This window comes from Nocardia sp. CDC153, from assembly GCF_035818515.1.
Lineage (GTDB): Bacteria > Actinomycetota > Actinomycetes > Mycobacteriales > Mycobacteriaceae > Nocardia.
This window is the reverse complement of record NZ_JAYKYU010000003.1, coordinates 168,655-188,305: the sequence shown is the minus strand read 5'-3', so window position 1 is coordinate 188,305 and position 19,651 is coordinate 168,655. Positions and strand designations below refer to the sequence as shown.

Genomic DNA, 19,651 nt, shown 5'->3' with positions numbered 1-19,651 from the left:
GCGCTTGGTTGTGCCCGAATCCGTCTCCGCCGCCACCGCGCTCAACCCCGACGCGGCGATGCGCCGACCCGTCGCGTCGGACCCCTCCGCGTCGGCCGAACCGTCGATTGTGACGGAGACACCGGGGTCGCGCACCGAGACACCGGCGCCGCGCACCGAGTGGCACATCCCCGCCATGCTGGCGCTGGCCCTGGGTGGATTCGGGATCGGCACCACCGAATTCGTCACCATGGGTTTGCTGCCGGACATCGCCGGATCCATGAAGGTCTCCGAACCGACTGCCGGGCACATCGTTTCGGCCTACGCCCTGGGCGTGGTCGTCGGCGCGCCCGTGATCGCCGCCCTGTGCGCCCGGGTGCCGCGCAAGCGGCTGCTCATGGCCTTGATGTTCGCGTTCGCCCTGGGTAATGCCGCCAGCGTGATCGCGCCCAATTTCGCGACGCTGACCGTGGCCCGGTTCGCCTCGGGTCTCCCGCACGGGGCCTACTTCGGGGTGGCCTCGCTGGCGGCGGCCTCGCTCGCCCCGGTGGGTCAGCGGGCCAAAGCGGTTGCGGCCGTTATGCTGGGCCTCAGCGCCGCCAATGTCGTCGGCGTCCCCGCCGCCACCTGGCTGGGTCAGAATCTGGGCTGGCGGGACGCCTTCATCGTGGTCGCCGTGATCGGTTTCGCGACCGTGGCCGCCATCGCCCGGTTCGTGCCGGAGTTGCACGGCGTCCGCATGACCGACCCGCGCACCGAACTCACCGCGCTGCGCCGCCCCCAGGTGCTGTTGACCCTGCTCGTCGGCGCGGTCGGCTTCGGCGGCATGTTCGCGGTCTACACCTACATCACCACCACCCTCACCGATGTCGCGGGCCTGCCCGTGGGCCTGGTCCCGGTGGTGCTCATGCTCTTCGGCCTCGGCATGGTGGCGGGCAATATCCTCGGCGGCGTCCTGGCCGATCGGGGCGTGGACCGCGCCATCTTCGTGTCCATGATCGGAATGCTGGTCATCCTCGCGGGTTATGTTGCGGCGGCCCACAATCCCTACACCGCTGCCATCGGCGCGTTCCTCGTGGGCGCGTCGGGCGCATCCCTGGCCCCGGCTCTCCAGACCCGGCTGATGGACGTCGCCCACGACGCCCAGACTCTCGCCGCCGCCCTCAACCACGCGGCCCTGAACATCGCCAATGCGGCGGGAGCGTGGCTCGGCGGCCTGGTCATCGCGGCGGGTCTGGGCTACACCGCCCCCGCTGCGGTCGGTGCCGGGCTGGCGGTGCTGGGCACCGCCCTGTTCGCGGTGACCGTCCTCGCCGCCCGCTCGACATCACGCACCCTCGACTGACCCCTGCCCGGACACGGGCCGACCGGCGCGGCCCGCGGTGCCGCTGTGGCACGGCTGAATTCGCGAGCAGAGTTTGCTGTGAACATGCGGACTCGGCAGTGGTGGTACTGAACAGTGTTGCCGCAGTACGCATTCGGGCCGTCCGACTCACAGCGATCATTGAGCTGAATTCACAGCCGACGGAGTTAATCTCGTCGAGTTATCGGCCGAATACGAGCGCTCTCGACCGGACATCGCACTGTTCAGGAAAGGATGTTTCAGCATGCGTGCTGTTCGAATCGCTGTGCTCGCCGCAGGTTTGCTCATTGGCTTGGCGGTGCCCGCCGTGGCCTCTGCCGACGATAACGGGCCGGTGAGTTGCGGTCCCGATCTCGGTAGCTGTGCCACCGCTTGCCGGGATCAGGTGGGGAACCAGAACGTGAGGCTCAACGACTGCGTCATGACCGATGGCGGCTGGTCCTGCAGCGCCTGCGAGTACAACTCCGAGAACTGACCGCGCGGGTCGATCCGAGACGCGGTCGCGGGCCGGGGTTCGACCCGGCCCGCAATCCGACCGCGAACATACAGCGGTGTATGTAAGTGTAAGATCCTGGCATGACCAGCTCCGCCGTCTCCAAACAGCCGCGCCGCACGCAGGAGCAGCGCAGCACCGAGATGCGCACGCGGCTGTTGGACGCCACCATCGAATGCCTCGTGGAGTACGGGTACGCCGGGACCACGACGCCGCGGGTGGCGGAGCGGGCGGGGGTGACCAGGGGTGCGCAGGTGCACCACTTCGGCTCGAAGAACGACCTGGTGGTCGCGGCCGTCAGTCATCTGGCCCAGCGCCGGACCGAGGCGGCCATGCAGGAGATCAACCGCATGCGCGCGGGGGACGATCCGCTCGGCACCGCACTGGAATTCATGTGGGAGCTGCATCAGGGCCCGCTGTTCATCGCCGCCGTCGAACTCTGGGTGGCCGCGCGCACCGATCGCCTGCTGGCCGCCGAGGTGGAGAAGGTCGAGCCGTTCGTCAACAATGCCGTGCTGCTGGCGGTCGCCCAGCTGGTGCCGAACGAGCTCTACCGCAAGAGCGTTCGCGATTTCGCCTACACCGCCATGGACACGCTGCGCGGAATCCTGGTGAGCAACTTCATCTCTCCCGATCCCGAGCGCGCGCATCGCCGCTGGCTGCGTGCCTCGGCGCACCTGCGCATGGCCGCCGACGCGGGCATGCCGGACATTCGCATCGCCGACTGACGCCCGGCCGATTCGTTCGCAATACCGACGCGGCTGTATGTGCCGCTGCATCAACCTGACCTCTTGATCTTGTAACTCCCGCCAGGATTCCGCACATCCCCTTGCTTACTTACATACAGCTTTGTATGTTTGTTTCTGCACCCCCATGTGAGGAGTTCGATGACGAACAAGGCCCACCCGTCGCCCCACCCCCACCCCACATCGGGTCGCTTCGCGAACCGCGTTTTTGTCGTCGGCGTCGGCATGACGAAGTTCGAGAAGCCGGGGCGGCGCAAGAACGAGGACGGCAGCGACTGGGACTACCCGGACATGGCCCGGGAGTCGGGGACCAAGGCCCTCGCCGATGCCGGGGTCGACTACCGCGAGATCGAGCAGGCCTATGTCGGCTACGTCTACGGTGAGTCCACCTCCGGTCAGCGCGCCGTCTACGAACTGGGCATGACCGGCATTCCGGTGGTCAATGTCAACAACAACTGCTCCACCGGCTCGACCGCGCTCTACCTCGCGGCACAGGCGATTCGGGGCGGGCTGGCCGACTGCACGCTGGCGCTGGGCTTCGAGAAGATGCAGCCGGGCTCGCTCGGCTCCACCTGGGACGACCGCGAACAGCCCATGGCCCGCCACATCATGGCGCTCGCGGAGATCTCCGAGGTGCTCTTCCCGGTGGCCCCGTGGATGTTCGGCGCGGCCGGGCGCGAGCACATGAAGAAGTACGGCACCACCGCCGAGCACTTCGCCAAGATCGGCTACAAGAACCACAAGCACTCGGTGAACAACCCGTATTCGCAGTTCCAGGACGAGTACACACTCGACGACATCCTGGGTTCGCGGATGATCTACGACCCGCTCACCAAGCTGCAGTGCTCGCCCACCTCCGACGGCTCGGGCGCGGTCATTCTGGCCAGCGAGGAGTTCGTGGACCGCCACGACCTGTCGCGGCAGGCGGTGGAGATCGTCGGCCAGGCCATGACCACCGACTTTCAGTCCACCTTCGACGGCAGCGCCAAGAATCTCATCGGCTACGACATGAATGTGCAAGCGGCCGAGAAGGTTTACGCGCAGGCCGGGCTCGGACCCGAGGACTTCCAGGTCATCGAGCTGCACGACTGCTTCTCCGCCAATGAGCTGCTGCTCTACGAGGCGCTCGGGCTGGCCAAGGAGGGCGAGGCCGGACATCTCATCGACTCCGGCGCGACCACCTACGGCGGCAAGTGGGTGGTGAACCCGTCGGGCGGGCTCATCTCCAAGGGACACCCTTTGGGCGCAACGGGTTTGGCGCAGTGCAGCGAGCTCACCTGGCAGCTGCGCGGCACCGCCGACAAGCGGCAGGTGGACAACGTCACCGCCGCGCTGCAGCACAATATCGGGCTCGGCGGCGCGGCCGTCGTCACCGCCTACCAGCGCGCGGACCGCTGATCTCCGCCCTTTTCAATCGCGGGAACTACAAGAGGTAATCACATGGGACACATCGAAGCTGCCAAGGATCTCAACGCGACCCCCGAGGGCCTGTGGGCCGTCGTCTCCGACCCGCAGACCTGGGACAAGTGGTTCTCCATCCACGAGCGCTGGATGGAGGAGCCCCCGGCGGTGCTGGCCCCCGGCGCGAAGCTGACCGCCAAGATCGTCATGCTCGGCATGGCCAACAAGATCGAGTGGGTGGTCGAGAGCGTCGACACCCCGAATCGCCTGGTGCTCAGCGGCACCGGCATGGCGGGTGTGAAGGTGCAGTTCGCCTTCGACATCACCCCGGAGGGCAGCGGCAGCAAGTTCTCGGTGTCCGGCGATTTCGAGGGCGCGCTCATCAAGGGCGCCCTGGGCAAGGCGGTGGAGAAGGATGGCCTCACTCAGCTGGACAAAACTCTCGCCGCGCTCGACGCCCTCGCCACGGCGGCCTGAGATGGCCTCGACGGCAGTCGAATTCGACAAATCGGGGCTGGGCAACTGGTCGGACGAGGAGCCGTTCGAGGTCACCCGGGAGCGGATCGCCGAATACGCCGCCGCCACCAACGATCCCATTCCCGCGCACGTGAAAGGCGATGTCGCACCGCCGATCTTCGCCATCGTGCCGGTGTTCGACGCCATGATGGTGCCGGTCATCGACGTGGCCCCGATGGACATCTTCGGCCGGGTCGTGCACGGGGAGCAGGACTTCCACTTCCACCGGCCGATCCGCCCCGGCGACAAGCTGAAATCGCGGGCCAAGGCCATCGGATACGAGGGGAAGGACAATGGCTCGACCATCACCATCCTCATCGAATGCCGTTCCGAGGACGGGGAACTGGTCAACGAGCAGTATCTGACCGCGTTCTTCCGCAATGTCGACGCGGGGGAGCGGGTCGGTGACCAGGCTCCGGCGCACCGGTTCGATCCGGCGTTGCTGGAGCGGGAACCGCTGGCGAGGGCGACCGCGCACGTGGACGCCGACCAGACCTACCGCTACTCCCCGGCCTCGGGTGATCCGGTGCCGCTGCACCTGGACGATCAGGTGGCCCGCGATGCCGGTCTGCCCGGCATCATCGCGCACGGACTGTGCACCATGGCGATGTCGTCGTGGGGGGTATTGACCCAGGTCGCGGACTCGGATGTGGCTCGGCTGCAACGGTATGCGGTGCGCTTCTCGAAAATGGTGTTCCCGAACGACGACCTCGAGACCCAGATCTGGAAGGTCGGCAGCGCCAACGGGGTCAGCACCTACGCCTTCCGGACCGTGCGCGGCGACGACACGGTGCTCAGCGACGGTCTCGCCGAAATTTCCGACAACTGAGGAGACATTCATGGGTGCACTCGACGGACGGGTCGCCATTATCACCGGAGCCGGTCGGGGGATCGGGCGCGAGCACGCACTGCTGTTCGCCCGGGAGGGCGCGGCGGTCGTGGTCAACGACCTCGGCGGGAGCAATGCCGGTGAGGGCACCGATGCCGGACCGGCGCACGAGGTGGTGAACGAGATCGTCGCCGCAGGGGGGCGCGCGATCGCCAACACCGACAGCGTGGCCGACTGGCAGGGTGCGAAAAACCTGGTGGATCAGGCCGTTTCGGAGTTCGGGCGGCTCGATGTCGTGGTGAACAACGCGGGCATCCTGCGCGACGCGTTCATCGCGGGCATGGACGAGTCGCAGTGGGACGCCGTCGTGGCCGTGCACCTCAAGGGGCACGCGGCGGTGCTGCGGCACGCGGCCGCCTACTGGAAGGACCAGTCCAAGGCGGGCAATCAGCCCAATGCCGCCGTCATCAATACCGCGTCGGCTTCGGGCACCACGGTCCCCAATGCGGGACAGGCGAATTACGGCGCCGCCAAGGCCGCCATCGCCGCGCTCACCCTGGTGGCCGCGGACGAGCTGGCCCGCTACGGCGTGCGCGTGAACGCCATCGCCCCGATCGCCCGCACCCGCCTCACCCTGGCCACGCCGGGCATGGGCGAGATGATGGCCGCGCAGCAGGCGGGACTGGAGGAGGGCGAGTTCGATGCCTTCAGTCCGGCCAATATCTCTCCGCTGGTGGCGTATCTTGCCACCGAGAAGTGCCCGATCACCGGCAAGGTGTTCGCGGTGCAGGGCGGCGCGATCTCCGAACTGGCGGGGTGGCACGACGTGAAGACCATCGAGACCGAGGGCCCGTGGTCCATCGACGATATCGCCGGGCGACTGCCGTAATCAGGAAGGCGGACAACGATGTTCGAATGGTCCGAGACCGATGAGCTGATCCGCGGGGCGGTGCGCGGCTTCATCGACAAGGAGGTGCGCCCGCACCTGGACGCCCTCGACAGCGGCGACATGCTGCCGTACCCGATCATCCGAAAGCTGTTCAGCGAGTTCGGCATCGACGCACTCGGTGCGGAGACGGTCGCCAAACTGCTTGCCAAGCAACGCAAGCGGGAGGAGGCGATCGCCGCCGGGGAGCCGCTGCCGGAGAAGAAGCCGTCCGGCGAGGGCGGGCCGTTCTCCGGGCAGGAATCGCTGATGGCGGTGCTCATCAGCGAGCTGTCCGGGGTGTGCATGGGCCTGGTCACCGCCATGGGCGTGAGCATCGGTCTCGGGGCCACCACCATCCTCGCGCGCGGCACCCTCGCGCAGAAGGAACGCTGGGTGGCCGACATCGTGACCATGAAAAAGGTCGCGGCGTGGGCGATCACGGAACCGGACTCCGGTTCGGACGCCTTCGGCGGCATGAAGACCTACGTCCGCCGCGACGGCGACGACTACATCCTCAACGGCCAGAAGACCTTCATCACCAACGGCCCCTACGCCGACACCGTCATCGTCTACGCCAAGCTCGACCAGGGCGACGGCGGCGACAAGCGCGACCGCAAGGTGCTGACCTTCGTGCTGGACAAGGGCATGGAGGGCTTCACCCAGGGCAAGCCGTTCAAGAAGATGGGCCTGCACGCCTCGCCCACCGGCGAATTGTTCTTCGACAATGTGCGATTGGGCCGCGACCGGCTGCTCGGCGAGACCGAACAGCACGAGGGCGGCGACGGACGCGAAAGCGCCCGTTCGAGTTTCACCGCCGAACGCATCGGCGTGGCCTTCATGGCACTGGGCATCGTGAACGAATGTCACCGGCTCTGTGTGGATTACGCCAAGACCCGCAAGCTGTGGGGTCAGGAGATCGGCCGCTTCCAGCTGGTGCAGCTCAAGCTCGCCAAGATGGAGGTGGCGCGAATCAATGTGCAGAACATGGTGTTCAACGCGTTGGAGCGCTCCCGCGCGGGCAAGCCGCCCACGCTGGCCGAAGCGTCGGCCATGAAGCTGTACTGCTCGGAGATCGCCACCGAGGTGGCCATGGACGCCGTCCAGCTCTTCGGCGGCAACGGCTACATGTCGGAGTATCACGTCGAACAGCTGGCCCGCGACGCCAAGTCGCTGATGATCTACGCGGGCAGCAACGAGATCCAGGTGACCCACGTCGCCAAGGGACTGCTCGCCTACTAGGCGCGCACACGTCCGGGGCCGCCACCTGTCGCCGGTGGCGGCCCCGGACGACCAGCCCGATCAGCGGATCGTCTTGAACTTCTTGCTCTCGTCATCGGTGATCGCTACCTCATCCGGGTGATCCCACGCGGACTCTTCCCACTCGGCCCGACTGGCGAACTCCTCGGCCTCCACCCGCCGATCCCATCCCCGCGCACGATCACTCCGCTGCTGCCCACGCTGACTCTCCATCCGGCACCTCTCCCGCACTGACCCACAGACGCTCTGCGGTACCAGAAGGCGTTCCCCTTCTTACGCAGCACAAAACAGGTCGGTGGACTGGCGGGCGTCGACGGACTCGCGGACTACGGCTTGCGGGACAGGGCGGCGGAAATCAACTGCTCCCAGACGCTGAGATCGTGATGGTCGGTGCCGATGCGGGAGACGCCGTCGGCGGTGGTGGGGGTGGGCCGCCACAGCGAACAGGGGACCAGGCCCGGATCCAGGATCTCCAGATCGCCGAACAGAGCGAGGATTTCCTCGTCGGTGCGCCAGCGGCCGCGGCCGAAACTGGACTGCAACTTCTGCTCGGCCAGACGGGTTTCCTCATTGAAGCCGGAACGGAAGTGCGAGATGTAGATCATGCTGCCGGAAGGGATTTGGTCGGTCCAATAGCGCACGATCTGGTCGGGCTTCTCGTCATTGTTCAGGTGGTGCAGGATCGCGCTGAAGATGATGGCGACCGGCTGGGAGAAGTCGATGAGGCGTTCGACATCCTCGTGGTGGCGGATGGCCTCCGAATCGCGCAGATCGGCCTGGATGACGCTGGTGAACTCGTCGGTCTCCAGAATGGCGCGGCCGTGGGCCAGCACGATGGGGTCGTTGTCGACGTAGACGACGTGCGGGTCGGTGAGATGGCGCTGCGCGACCTGGTGCACATTGTCGGCGGTGGGCAGGCCGCTGCCGATATCGATGAACTGTTTCACGCCCGCGCGGGCGATCTCGCCGACGGCGCGAACCAGGCAATTGCGGTTGGCGAAGGCGATATCCACCGAACCCGGCAGATCCTTGATGAAGAAGTCCCCGATCTCGCGATCGACGGCGTAGTTGTCCTTACCGCCGAGAAGGTAGTCGTAAACCCGCGCGATGCTCGGTTTCGACTGGTCCACGTGCGATTGATCCGTCATCTTTCACACCCCTGTCCGAGGGACTCCGTTGTGGCAGTAATCCTATGTAAGAGAACGTCTTCCGGCGCGCTGTTCACGGTAACGCCCGGTGTGCTGAATGCGAGTCGGGATACCGCGGCGCACCGGAAGTGATTCGGAGCGGCGTCGGTATTCGGATGACAGCGCGGTGTGCCAGACATTTGCTGTTCGGTATTCATGCGAGGATCGGCGCATGACATCGCTGGTGGATTTGCTGCCTTCGGAGGCGATCGATCTGCACGGTCATGCCGATGACTGGCGTGCGGCCATTCGGGCGGCCGGTGATTTGCTGGTAGCCACCGGAGTGGCCACGGCCGAGTACACGGCGGCGATGATCGGCAATGTCGAGGAGAACGGGCCCTACATTGTCATCGCTCCTGGATTCGCCTTCGCGCATGCCCGGCCCTCACCGGCGGTGCACCGGACCGGGATGTCGTGGGTGCGGCTGGAGCGGCCGGTGGAGTTCGGCAGCCCCAACGATCCGGTGGATCTGGTCGTCGCGCTGGCCGCCTCGGATTCGGGCGTGCACACCGATGCCATGGCCGCGCTCGCCAAGGTGCTGCTGGAACCGGGCGCGGATCAGGTTTTGCGGGCCGTGCGGACGCCGCGTCAGCTGCGGGCGCTGCTGCTCGACGAGGCGGAAATCGGGGGCGCTGCGGCCGAAAAGCCGTCCGCCACACAGGCTTCCGTTCCCCACGCCGCGGGCAAGCCGCGCTCCGGGCCGCTGAAGATCCTCACCGTCTGCGGCAACGGCGTCGGCACCAGCCTGTTCCTCAAGAGCACCTTGGAATCCGTACTCGACCGGTGGCACTGGACCCCCTACATCACGGTCGAGGCCACCGACACCATCTCCGCCAAAGGTAAGGCATCGGAGGCCGTCGCCGTACTCACCTCCGGGGAGATCGCCAAAACCCTTGGCAATCTGAGCATTCCGGTGCAAGTGATCGAGAACTTCACCAGCGCGGCCGAAGTCGACAGGGCTCTGCGTGAGCTCTTCGATCTCTAGCCCCGCGCGAACTCTTCGACGTCTAGGAAGGCGGGCAGCATGAATGTCGTTCTGGCCATCGCACAGTTCGTTGTCAATGAAATCCTCAGCCAGCCCGCCTATCTCATCGGCATCATCACCGCCGTCGGGCTCATCGCACTGCGCAAACCGGCCGGGCAGGTGGCGGGCAGCGCCATCAAGGCGACGCTGGGCTTCCTGCTCATCGGCGCGGGCGCGGGCCTGGTGGTGGCATCGCTGAAACCGTTGGGCACCATGATTCAGGGGGCACTCGGCGCGCACGGCGTGATACCCACCAACGAGGCCATCGTGGCCATCGCGCAGCACGAATACGGTGCGCGGGTGACCTGGCTGATGATCCTCGGCTTCGGAATCAGCCTGGCGCTGGCCAGATTCACGCCGCTGCGCTACGTCTTTCTGACCGGTCACCACATGCTGTTCATGGCCACCCTGCTCACCATGGTGTTGGCGGTGGCGGGCCTGTCCACGCCGACGGTGGTGGTGGCGGGCGGCATTCTGCTCGGCATCGTCATGGTGTCGTTCCCGGCGCTGTCGCAGGCCTGGACGCGGCGGGTCACCGGCGGCGACGAGGTGGCCATCGGGCATTTCGGCACCGCGGGCTATATCGCGGCGGGCGCGACCGGACAGCTGGTCGGCAAGCACAGCCGCAGCACCGAGGAGATGGATCTGCCGGAAGGGCTGCGCTTCCTGCGGGATTCGATGGTGGCGACCGCCCTGTCGATGGTGCTGCTGTATCTGGTGCTGGCGGTGGCCTATCTGGCGCGGGCCGGGCAGGACGAGGCGTTCCAGGCCTTCGAGAACGGTGCGACGAATGTCGGCAACTATCTGATGCAGGCAGTGCAGCAGGGCCTCTACTTCGGTATCGCGGTGGCCGTCATTCTTTTCGGTGTCCGCACCATCCTGGGCGAGCTGGTCCCCGCCTTCCAGGGCATCGCGGAAAAGGTTGTGCCCGGCGCGATTCCGGCGTTGGACGCCCCGATCGTGTTCCCCTACGCTCAGAACGCCGTGCTGCTCGGCTTCCTCAGCAGCTTCGTCGGCGGCCTGGTCAGCCTGGGCCTGCTCAGCTGGATCTGCAATCCGCTCTTCGGTTGGGCGCTGGTGCTGCCCGGTCTGGTGCCGCACTTCTTCACCGGCGGCGCGGCGGGCGTCTACGGCAATGCGACGGGCGGGCGCCGGGGCGCGGTCTGCGGCGCGTTCGTCAACGGCTGCCTCATCACCTTCCTGCCCGCCATCCTGCTCCAGGTCCTCGGCCCCTTCGGCGAGGAGAACACCACCTTCGGCGACGCGGACTTCGGCTGGTTCGGCACCGCCATCGGCACCGCCGCCAAACTCGGCGGCTGGGGCGCGGTGGCCGCGGCCCTCGCCATCGGCCTGGTGATCCTGCTCGGCGCCATCCTGGTGCAGACCAAAGTCGTTGCCACCGGCTGGGATCCGGGCGCGGCCCGCGACCGCGCCCTCGGCAGCACCCGCACCGAAGCCGTCACCGCGGCGGTGGCACGCCCGAATGCCATGGAATTCCCCAAGATTCCGGTCCCCGCGGGCGCTCCGACGCCTCCGCCCCGGCTCGACTGACGGGCGTCAGACCGCGCGCAGGCGGGTGCGCGACGCGTAGACGTGTTCGGCGATGAGGGTCGCTATGCGGTCCGGGGCCTCGAGCATCGGCACGTGGCCGACGTTGTGGACCAGGATGCGGTCCGCCGATTCGGGGAGTTCTTCCAGGAAGCGGCGGGCGTAGGCGCGGTTGGGGATAATGCGGTCGTGCTCGCACATGAGCAGGCGGACCGGGGTTTTCAGGGTGGAGAGGTTCTCCAGGGCCGGGAAACGCAGGCCGCTCACCAGCATTGGCAGCATGGCCGTGCAGCGCATGGCCGAGGTGATGGCCGCCTCGATGCCCGCGCGCGAGGCCGCCGAGGCGTTCTTGGTGAGCAGCAGGGCGACGGCCTGCCGGACCAGACCGCTGTAGGCGATGTAGTCGGGCAGATGTTTGCCGATCTCCACCAGCGGGACCAGCGACGCGAACTTCAATCCCACCCGAATCTGCAGCGTGGACGGGGTTTGCCAGCCGCCTGCCGGGGCGATAGCGGTGAGCGTGCGGGCCCGCCCGCGCCGGGCCAGCTCGAAGCCGACCCAACCGCCGAGCGAATTGCCCGCGATATGGCAGGTGCGCCAGCCCATCTCGTCGAGCTGGTTCTCCACCCGATCGGCAAGGGCACTGACATCCAGATACCAGCCGTCGAAATCGGGTCCGCCCCAATGCCCGGCGAAGGCCGGGGCGAACACTTCGCAATGGCCGGACATGCGCTGCGCGACCTGCTCCCAGCAATGCGGGGACATCATGAATCCGTGCAGCAGGAGCAGTGGTTCACCGGAACCGGTGTGGAGCGCGCGGATGGGCGCGGGCGGGGCGGTGGGCCGGGTGGTGCCTGACGTCATCGTCGTCACCCCTTCCTGGACCTCGATGTCCGTGAAGAGAGTCGGTAAGCCGCATTGTACGGTCGTGAAGTGGCGAAAATCATCAGTACGTGCAACGTCAATGGGGTGCGGGCCGCGGCGGGCAAGGGACTGCTCGCATGGCTGGCCGCGACCGAGGCCGATGTCGTCTGCCTGCAGGAGACGCGGGCGACCGATGAGCAAACGCGTAGCGCGCTAGCGCCCGCACTGGACGCCGGATGGTTCCTCAGCCATGCCGAGCCGGGCCTCAAGGGCCGGGCGGGCGTGGCCATCCTGTCCCGCAAGGAGCCCGACGCCGTGCGCGTCGGCGTCGGCCTGCTCGCCGACGGAACCTGGACTCCCGTCGAGGAATTCGCCACCCTGGGCCGCTACATCGAGGCCGATTTCGACGACCTCACCATTGCCAGCGTCTACGTCCACACCGGCGAGGCCGACACCCCGATGCAGGACGAGAAGTACCGCTTCCTCGACGCCATCGGCGCGCGCATGCTCGCGCATCCGGGCGAGTTCGTGATCATGGGCGACTGGAATGTCGCGCACACCGAACTCGACATCAAGAACTGGAAGGGCAACGTCAAGAACGCGGGCTTCCTGCCGCAGGAGCGTGCCTGGGTCTCGTCCATGCTGGCCGCCGGATACCGGGACGTGGTGCGCGATCTGCATCCGGGCGTGCCCGGCCCCTACAGCTGGCACTCCTACCGCGGCCGCGCCTTCGACAACGATGCCGGTTGGCGCATCGATTACCAGTTGGCCCGCGGCGATATCGCCACCCGCGCCAAGCAGGCCGTCGTGGAGAAGGCCGCCACCTACGCCGAACGCTGGTCCGACCACGCGCCGGTGACGGTGCAGTACCGATGACCGTCTCCAAGAAGACGCGCGCCTGGCTCACGCTGGGCGCGGCGGTGCTGGTGCTGCTCATCGCGGTGGTGGCCACCCGGGTCAACGACCATCGAGACAGCAACGGCGCCAAGGCCGTTGCGACCTCGACGGTCAAGGCGACCGCGAAACCCGGCGGTGCCACACCCGGCACCGCGAATCAGTCCGCGCCGGTCTCCAAGGTTCCCGGAGTCCCCGACCGTGCCTACGCCACGCTGGTCGAGATCGACGCCGGGCGCTGGCCGGACTCCGCCAACGCCCCCGGCACGCACGGCGGCGATCCGTGGGAGAACCGCAGCGGCCAGCTGCCGCGCAAGGATTCCTCGGGCAAGGCCATCACGTATCAGGAATGGGACGTGAACCCCAAGCAGCGCGGCCAAACCCGCGATGCCGAGCGCATCATCACCGGCAGCGACGGTTCGGCCTATTACACCGGCGACCACTACAAAACCTTCACGAGGATGCGCTGAGATGACCGAGCCGATGGCCGAGATGTCCGAGCCGATGCCGCTGTCGCGGTTCCTGTCCCTGCCCGCCGAGACCTCCGCGCGCACGGCTCCGGTCCCGGTGCTCGGTGTGCTGCCGATCGGCGCGGCCGAATTCTCCGGCGTCCGTTTCCGAATCCCCGACGGCTACCTGTCCCGGGAGCTGCGCGGTCGCAAGATGCGGACGGTCGCGGGTGTCTTCGACGAATTCGCCGCGGCCTTCCAATTCCCCTACTACTTCGGGGAGAACAAGGACGCCTTCGACGAGTGCCTGCGCGACCTCGACGAATTCGTCGGCGACGCAATGGGATACGTCGCGGTGGTGCGCAACGCCGCGCTCATGCTGGATCGGCAGCCCGCCGAACGGGCCTGGTTCGCCGAGGCCGTGACCGACGCCGCGGCCTCGTGGGCCAAGCGCGGCATTCCCTTCCGGGTGGTGCTGCAGGACGCCACGCCACCCGGATTGCCGGTCGTATCCCTGACTTTGGATCCCGAATCCCCGAAGATGTGATTCACCGGAGTTTCTCTCACAGTTAACCTGCGGTCGAACAAACAGGTCATAGACGCTGCAATGGTCTCGCTAGGTGATCGCGGCCTGACGCGATCCGGATCGACCCTTGGAGGATTTCATGCCCGCCTCGGCCCGCCGCCGCTTCGGTAAACGAAGCCGCGCTGCCGCCGCGTTCGCCGCGCTGGTCGCGCTGAGCGCAACCTCGTGTTCGTCGTCCTCGGACAAGGCCGCCGGTGCGGACACCGACACCGCGACCCCGATCAAGCACGTCGTGGTGATCTTCCAGGAGAACATCTCCTTCGACCACTACTTCGGCACCTACCCGAACGCGGCCAACACCGACGGCACCAAGTTCACCGCGCTGCCGAACACGCCGAAGGTGGACGGCCTCACGCCGGACCTGCTCACCAAGAACCCCAACAAGGCCCAGCCCGTGCGCCTCGGCGGCCCGGATCAGCAGATCACCTGCGACCAGGACCACGAGTACCGCGACGAGCAGCTCGCCATGAACGGCGGCAAGCTGGACCAGTTCGTCGAGCACACCAATGTGTCCGAGGGCAAGTCCTGCAAGCAGCCGACCTACGGTCCGCAGGGCCTGGTCATGGACTACTACGACGGCAATTCGGTGACGGCGCTGTGGAATTACGCGCAGCACTACGCCATGAGCGACAACTCCTGGACCACCACCTTCGGCCCGTCCACCGTGGGCGCGCTGAACCTGGTCGCGGGCCAGACCCACGGCGTCACCAAGATGGAGCCGCCGAAGCCCGGCCAGCCCTTCCCCGAGGACACCGTGCTGCCGAACGCCGGGAACGGCCAGGGCACCGTGGTCGGTGACCCGCAGCCCTACGGCGACGACTGCTCCTCGCGCGACACCGTGCAGATGACCGGCACCAATATCGGTGACCTGCTCAACAAGAAGAACGTCACCTGGGGCTTCTTCCAGGGCGGCTTCAAGCCCACCGAGACCAAGGACGGCAAGGCCGTCTGCGGCGCCACCCACAATGTCGGTGTGGCCCTGGGCGGTACCGGCGCCAAGGACGGCAGCCCCAAGGGCTGGGACACCAAGGGCGACTACATCCCCCACCACGAGCCGTTCCAGTACTACCCGTCGACGGCCAACCCGCACCACCTGCCGCCGACCTCGGTCGACAAGATCGGCCAGACCGATCAGGCCAACCACCAGTACGACCTGACCGACTTCTGGGCCGCCGCCGACAAGGGCAACATGCCCGCCGTCAGCTACCTCAAGGCTCCCGGTTACCAGGACGGCCACGCCGCCTACTCCGATCCGCTGGACGAGCAGCAGTTCCTGGTCGAGACCATCAACCACCTGCAGAAGCTGCCGGAGTGGAAGGACACCGCGGTCGTCATCGCCTACGACGACTCCGACGGCTGGTACGACCACGCGGCCCCGAAGCTGGTCATGAACTCCGCCTCGGAGCAGGACGGCTACACCAGCCCCGGCACGTGCGGTGACGCCAAGGCGAATCCGGCCAAGTACCAGGGTCGTTGCGGCTACGGCCAGCGGGTGCCGCTGCTCGTGATCTCGCCGTACGCCAAGGCCAACTTCGTCGACCACGGCGTCACCGACCAGGCCTCGGTGCTGAAGTTCATCGAGGACAACTGGAAGACCGGCCGCATCGGCGACGACTCCTTCGACGAGAAGGCGGGCACCCTCGACGCCATGTTCGACTTCAAGGCCGCCCCCCAGCCCGCGCTGCCCCTGGACCCGAAGACCGGCGCCGCCAGCTGATCCCGATTCCCCAGCCCGCCCGGCCCTTTCGCTCCGAGAAGGCCGGGCGGCCGCGTATCCGGGCCCGGCTCAGCGCCGGATCTCGCGCGCCAGATCCTCACCCAGGAGGACGAAGACGTCGGTGGTGGCGTCGATGAGGTCGTCGCGGGTCATGGGGAGGTCGCCCTGGAGCCAGGCGGTGAGGGTGTGGACCAGGCCGCCGACGAGATAGGTTGCGCGGAAGCCGATCACGGGTTTGGGGTCGCCCTCGGTGAGGCCGTAGAAGTCGATGCCCTCGGCGGCGACGAGATTCGCGAAGGCCTTGATGGTGTGGGTGGTGCGGGTGCGCAGTTCGGGGGTGGCCGAGCTCAGGACGAGGGTGGCGCGGGCCTTGCGGGGGTCGTCGGTGAGGACGCCGATGCCCGCGCTGATGGCGGCGTGCGCCTTGGCGCGCGGATCGTCGGGGGCGGTGTGCAGGGCCGCGAGCAGGGCGGCGGCCAGTTCCTCGGCAATGGCGTCGAAGAGGGCGGACAGCACGGCGTCGCGGCCGTCGAAGTTCTCGTAGTAGTACCGCTCGTTGAGGCCCGCGCCCGTGCACAGCGCGGAGACCGTGAGTTTGTCCATGCCCTGGGTGCCGAGGATGTCGAGGGCGGCGTCGAGCAGGGCGGTGCGGCGCTGGGTGCGGCGCTCGTCGGCGGAGATGCCCCCGTAGGTCCGTTGGCCGGTCACGAACCGATTCTGGCACGGCGGCGATTCTGGCAGAAGGTCTTGCCAGAAATTGGAATCTGGGGGACTCTGTTTCCAGATGCGGTGGTTCGCGTCACACACCCAGGAGGCAACGATGCCTGCACGTGCGGCCCAGAGCGGCTATTTCTCCGACGATTCGATGATCCGGCGGGTCATGCGCAAGCGTGCGGTCGGACTCACCTACGGCCAGCGGGCCCTGGTGATCGGCGCGGTGCATCCGCTGCTCTATGTCGGCACCGCCGAGAACACCCAGCACCGGACCACGCCGTACACCCGCCTCGCCCTCACCGGCCGCCTGTTCGAGGCCGTCTCGCTGGGCACCCGCGAAGAGGCCGACCGCGCACGGGCTTTCACCCGCAAGCGCCACGCCCCGGTCGAGGGCGCGCTGCCCGAGGACGCGGGCGCGGCCAATCCGGCGGGCACCCACTACTCGGCGCACGACCCGCACCTGATGTTCATGACCATGGCCTTCACCTTCGACTCCGCCGAGGTCATGCACGATCTGCTGGTCCGCCGCCTCACCCCGACCGAACGCGAGGGCCTGTACCAGGACTACGTGCGCTGGGGTGAGCTCTTCGGCATGCCGCGCACCGCCGCGCCCTACACCTACCGCGAATTCCGGGACTACTTCGACGGCTACCTGGCCTCCGACGAGCCCTTCCTCACCGACGAAGCCAAACTGGTCGGCTCGTATCTCATGGGCCAGCGCGTCGCCCACCCGCTGCCGATGCCCATGCAGCAGGCCATGACCGGGTTCGCCCTGCTGGTCCAGGGCAGCCTCCCCAAGCGCATTCGCGACATGTACGAGCTGCGCTGGGGCCTGCGCGAGGAGGCCGCCTTCCGCACCCTGGCCCGCGCCGTCCGCACCGCGCACCTCTCCCCGCCGCTGGTCGGCAATCCCCTCACCACGCCCATGACCGGCCCCAGCTACCCCCTCTACAAGCTGGCCACCCGACGCGAACAGCGCCTGGTCGGCTCGGGTCGCACCAGCATGCCGGGGGTCGATCCGCGCAACTGGGTGGCCAGAAATACGGCCTAGCCGACATGGGAAGATCGGAGGCATGTCGAGTCCTGAAGCCTCCGCTGAGCGTAAGCAGCGGGTACTGTCCGGAATCCAGCCCACCAGCGATTCCTTCCACCTCGGCAACTACCTTGGCGCGCTGCAGTATTGGGTGCGCCTGCAGGACGACTACGACGCCTTCTACTTCATCCCGGACCTGCACGCCATCACGGTGCCGCAGGATCCCAAGGAGCTGCGCCGCCGGACCAAGGTGTCGGCCGCGCAGCTGCTGGCCCTCGGCCTGGACCCCAAACGCTCGACGCTGTTCGTGCAGTCGCAGGTGCCCGAGCACGCCGAGCTGGCGTGGGTGCTGAACTGCATCACCGGTTTCGGCGAGGCCGGCCGCATGACCCAGTTCAAGGACAAGTCGGTGAAGCAGGGCGCGGACAACGCGACCGTGGGCCTGTTCACCTACCCGGTGCTCATGGCCGCCGACATCCTGCTCTACCGCGCCCAGCTGGTGCCGGTCGGCGAGGATCAGCGCCAGCACCTGGAGCTGACCCGAAACCTGGCGCAGCGCTTCAACACTCGCTACAAGAAGACCTTCGTGGTGCCCGAGCCGCACATCGTCACCGGCACCGCCAAGATCTACGATCTGCAGGATCCCACCTCGAAGATGAGCAAGTCGGCCACCAGCGACGCGGGCCTGCTCAATCTGCTCGACGATCCCAAGGTCTCGGCCAAGAAGATCCGCTCCGCGGTCACCGACACCGAGCGCGAGATCCGCTACGACCCGCAGACCAAGCCGGGCGTGAGCAACCTGCTGGTCATCCTGAGCGCGCTCACCGACACCCCGGTGGTCACCCTGGAACAGGACTACGCGGGCAAGGGCTACGGCGATTTGAAGTCCGACACCGCCGACGCGCTGGTCGAGTTTGTCACCCCGCTGCGCGCGAAGGTGCAAGAATACATGTCTGACCAGGGCGAACTCGACCGCGTCCTCGCTTCCGGCGCGGAGCGGGCGCGGGAGGTCGCCGGGAAGACTCTCGCGCAGGTGTACGACCGGGTGGGCTTCCTGGCCCGCTGAACCGGCCTCGCGCGACGGGCGTGCGGAGGTGGCGGTGTTCGGGCAGATCGTCGGGAGCGTGAAGGCGTGGATCGAACGGCAGATCCAGCGCCGCCCCTGGCTGGACCATGTGGTGCGGGCGGGCGGACGCTATCAGCGCCAACGCGGTGACTACTACGCCGCGGGCATCACGTACTTCACGGTGCTGGCGCTGTTCCCGCTGCTGATGGTGGGTTTCGCGGTGGCGGGCTTCGTGTTGTCGCGAAACCCGCAGCTGCTCACCGATATTCAGCACAAGATCGTGGAGAACATTCCGGGTTCGGCGGGCGACTCCATCAACGATCTGATCCACCAGGCCGTGAACTCCCGGGCGGGCGTGGGCACCATCGGTCTGGTGACCGGTGCCTACGCCGGGCTGGGCTGGATCGCCAACCTGCGGGCCGCGCTCACCGAACAGTGGGAGCAGCCCGAGCAGCAGCGAAACTGGTTCGCCACCAAGGCTTCCGACCTGCTGGCGCTGATCGGGCTGTTCGTGGCCTTCAACATCTCGATCGGCCTGTCCGTGCTCGCGTCGAGCGGCCTGCTCAACAAACTGCTGAGCCACCTGCGCATTCATCAGGGTTGGGTCGAGGTGCTGCTCTCGATCGCCTCGCTGGTACTGGCCATTCTCGCCAACTGGGCGGTCTTCGTGTGGATCATCGCGCGGATGCCGCGACATCCCGTCACCTTCCGCAGCGCGGCCAAGGCGGCGCTCATCGCGGCCATCGTCTTCGAGGTGTTCAAGCAGCTGGCGTCGATCCTGTTGAAGTCGGTGATCACCGGCCCGGCCGGGGTGGTGTTCGGCCCCATCATCGGCCTCATGGTGTTCAGCTACTTCACCGCGCGGATCATCCTGTTCGCCACCGCCTGGGCCGCCACCGCCGCGGAGAACGAAGTGCCCGTGGACATTCCGCCGCCCGGTCCGGCCGTCATCCGGCCGCGCGCGACGGTCGCCGAGCTCTCGGCCGGAACGGGCGCGGCCCTGTTCGGCGCGGGCGCCCTTGCGGCGACACTGCTTTCGATGCGGCGTCGCCGCTGA

General features: G+C 67.3%; 20 protein-coding genes. 16 read left to right on the top strand and 4 right to left on the bottom strand.

Annotated features, from left to right (window positions below; translation table 11 throughout):
- The first annotated feature begins 58 nt into the window (after positions 1–58).
- From VMT65_RS17700 to VMT65_RS17670, 7 genes are all read left to right on the top strand, one after another.
- Entirely contained in the window at positions 59–1,324 is a 1,266-nt protein-coding gene (locus VMT65_RS17700) for an MFS transporter (RefSeq protein ID WP_442790284.1), read from the top strand.
- 594 nt (positions 1,325–1,918) lie between these two features.
- The gene (locus tag VMT65_RS17695; RefSeq protein ID WP_326309378.1) at positions 1,919–2,563 is read left to right on the top strand and encodes a TetR/AcrR family transcriptional regulator; all 645 of its coding nucleotides are present in this window, start codon (positions 1,919–1,921) and stop codon (positions 2,561–2,563) included.
- Between the two features lie 159 nt (positions 2,564–2,722).
- Positions 2,723–3,979, top strand: a complete 1,257-nt coding sequence (locus tag VMT65_RS17690; protein ID WP_326309377.1) for a lipid-transfer protein — start codon at positions 2,723–2,725, stop codon at positions 3,977–3,979.
- Positions 3,980–4,021: 42 nt separating this feature from the next.
- Complete coding sequence (locus VMT65_RS17685) at positions 4,022–4,459, top strand: type II toxin-antitoxin system Rv0910 family toxin (protein ID WP_326309376.1); 438 nt, start codon at positions 4,022–4,024, stop codon at positions 4,457–4,459.
- A gap of 1 nt (position 4,460) precedes the next feature.
- Positions 4,461–5,327: a MaoC/PaaZ C-terminal domain-containing protein gene (locus VMT65_RS17680; RefSeq protein ID WP_326309375.1), complete on the top strand. Its 867-nt coding sequence runs from the start codon at positions 4,461–4,463 to the stop codon at positions 5,325–5,327.
- A gap of 10 nt (positions 5,328–5,337) precedes the next feature.
- Complete coding sequence (locus VMT65_RS17675; RefSeq protein ID WP_326309374.1) at positions 5,338–6,216, top strand: SDR family oxidoreductase; 879 nt, start codon at positions 5,338–5,340, stop codon at positions 6,214–6,216.
- A gap of 18 nt (positions 6,217–6,234) precedes the next feature.
- Entirely contained in the window at positions 6,235–7,494 is a 1,260-nt protein-coding gene (locus VMT65_RS17670; RefSeq protein ID WP_326309373.1) for an acyl-CoA dehydrogenase family protein, read from the top strand.
- A 60-nt stretch (positions 7,495–7,554) separates the two neighbouring features.
- On the opposite strand, the gene VMT65_RS17665 is transcribed toward VMT65_RS17670, so the two are convergent.
- On the bottom strand, positions 7,555–7,725 hold the full coding sequence (locus VMT65_RS17665) for a hypothetical protein (protein WP_326309372.1): 171 nt from the start codon (positions 7,723–7,725) through the stop codon (positions 7,555–7,557).
- Between the two features lie 113 nt (positions 7,726–7,838).
- On the bottom strand, positions 7,839–8,660 hold the full coding sequence (locus VMT65_RS17660) for an SAM-dependent methyltransferase (protein ID WP_326309371.1): 822 nt from the start codon (positions 8,658–8,660) through the stop codon (positions 7,839–7,841).
- Positions 8,661–8,871: 211 nt separating this feature from the next.
- Between VMT65_RS17660 and VMT65_RS17655 the strand changes: the two genes are divergently transcribed.
- Positions 8,872–9,684, top strand: a complete 813-nt coding sequence (locus VMT65_RS17655; RefSeq protein ID WP_326309370.1) for a PTS sugar transporter subunit IIA — start codon at positions 8,872–8,874, stop codon at positions 9,682–9,684.
- A gap of 39 nt (positions 9,685–9,723) precedes the next feature.
- A complete protein-coding gene (locus tag VMT65_RS17650; RefSeq protein ID WP_326309369.1) occupies positions 9,724–11,274 on the top strand; it encodes a PTS ascorbate transporter subunit IIC in 1,551 nt (516 codons plus the stop codon).
- 6 nt (positions 11,275–11,280) lie between these two features.
- Here VMT65_RS17650 and VMT65_RS17645 read toward each other — a convergent pair whose 3' ends face one another.
- On the bottom strand, positions 11,281–12,135 hold the full coding sequence (locus VMT65_RS17645) for an alpha/beta fold hydrolase (RefSeq protein ID WP_326309368.1): 855 nt from the start codon (positions 12,133–12,135) through the stop codon (positions 11,281–11,283).
- A 69-nt stretch (positions 12,136–12,204) separates the two neighbouring features.
- On the opposite strand from VMT65_RS17645, the gene VMT65_RS17640 reads away from it, so the two are divergent.
- The 4 genes from VMT65_RS17640 to VMT65_RS17625 all read left to right on the top strand — a co-directional run bounded on the left by VMT65_RS17640 (position 12,205) and on the right by VMT65_RS17625 (position 15,781).
- Complete coding sequence (locus VMT65_RS17640; RefSeq protein ID WP_326309367.1) at positions 12,205–13,011, top strand: exodeoxyribonuclease III; 807 nt, start codon at positions 12,205–12,207, stop codon at positions 13,009–13,011.
- A complete protein-coding gene (locus tag VMT65_RS17635) occupies positions 13,008–13,499 on the top strand; it encodes a ribonuclease domain-containing protein (RefSeq protein ID WP_326309366.1) in 492 nt (163 codons plus the stop codon). Before VMT65_RS17640 ends, VMT65_RS17635 begins: the two co-directional genes overlap by 4 nt.
- 1 nt (position 13,500) lies before the next feature.
- Entirely contained in the window at positions 13,501–14,025 is a 525-nt protein-coding gene (locus tag VMT65_RS17630) for a barstar family protein (RefSeq protein WP_326309365.1), read from the top strand.
- A gap of 118 nt (positions 14,026–14,143) precedes the next feature.
- Positions 14,144–15,781: a phospholipase C gene (locus VMT65_RS17625; protein ID WP_326309364.1), complete on the top strand. Its 1,638-nt coding sequence runs from the start codon at positions 14,144–14,146 to the stop codon at positions 15,779–15,781.
- Between the two features lie 69 nt (positions 15,782–15,850).
- Here the strand turns inward: VMT65_RS17625 and VMT65_RS17620 are convergent, their stop codons facing one another.
- Positions 15,851–16,489, bottom strand: a complete 639-nt coding sequence (locus VMT65_RS17620; protein WP_326309363.1) for a TetR/AcrR family transcriptional regulator — start codon at positions 16,487–16,489, stop codon at positions 15,851–15,853.
- 112 nt (positions 16,490–16,601) lie between these two features.
- Here VMT65_RS17620 and VMT65_RS17615 point away from each other — a divergent pair, with 112 nt between their 5' ends.
- Genes VMT65_RS17615 through yhjD form a run of 3 tightly spaced genes read left to right on the top strand, consistent with a single transcriptional unit; the run spans position 16,602 to position 19,651 of the window.
- The gene (locus tag VMT65_RS17615; protein ID WP_326309362.1) at positions 16,602–17,546 is read left to right on the top strand and encodes an oxygenase MpaB family protein; all 945 of its coding nucleotides are present in this window, start codon (positions 16,602–16,604) and stop codon (positions 17,544–17,546) included.
- Between the two features lie 22 nt (positions 17,547–17,568).
- Positions 17,569–18,594, top strand: a complete 1,026-nt coding sequence (gene trpS / locus VMT65_RS17610) for a tryptophan--tRNA ligase (RefSeq protein WP_326309361.1) — start codon at positions 17,569–17,571, stop codon at positions 18,592–18,594.
- Positions 18,595–18,628: 34 nt separating this feature from the next.
- Positions 18,629–19,651 (top strand): inner membrane protein YhjD, encoded by a 1,023-nt coding sequence (yhjD, locus tag VMT65_RS17605; protein ID WP_326309360.1) that lies wholly within the window; start codon positions 18,629–18,631, stop codon positions 19,649–19,651.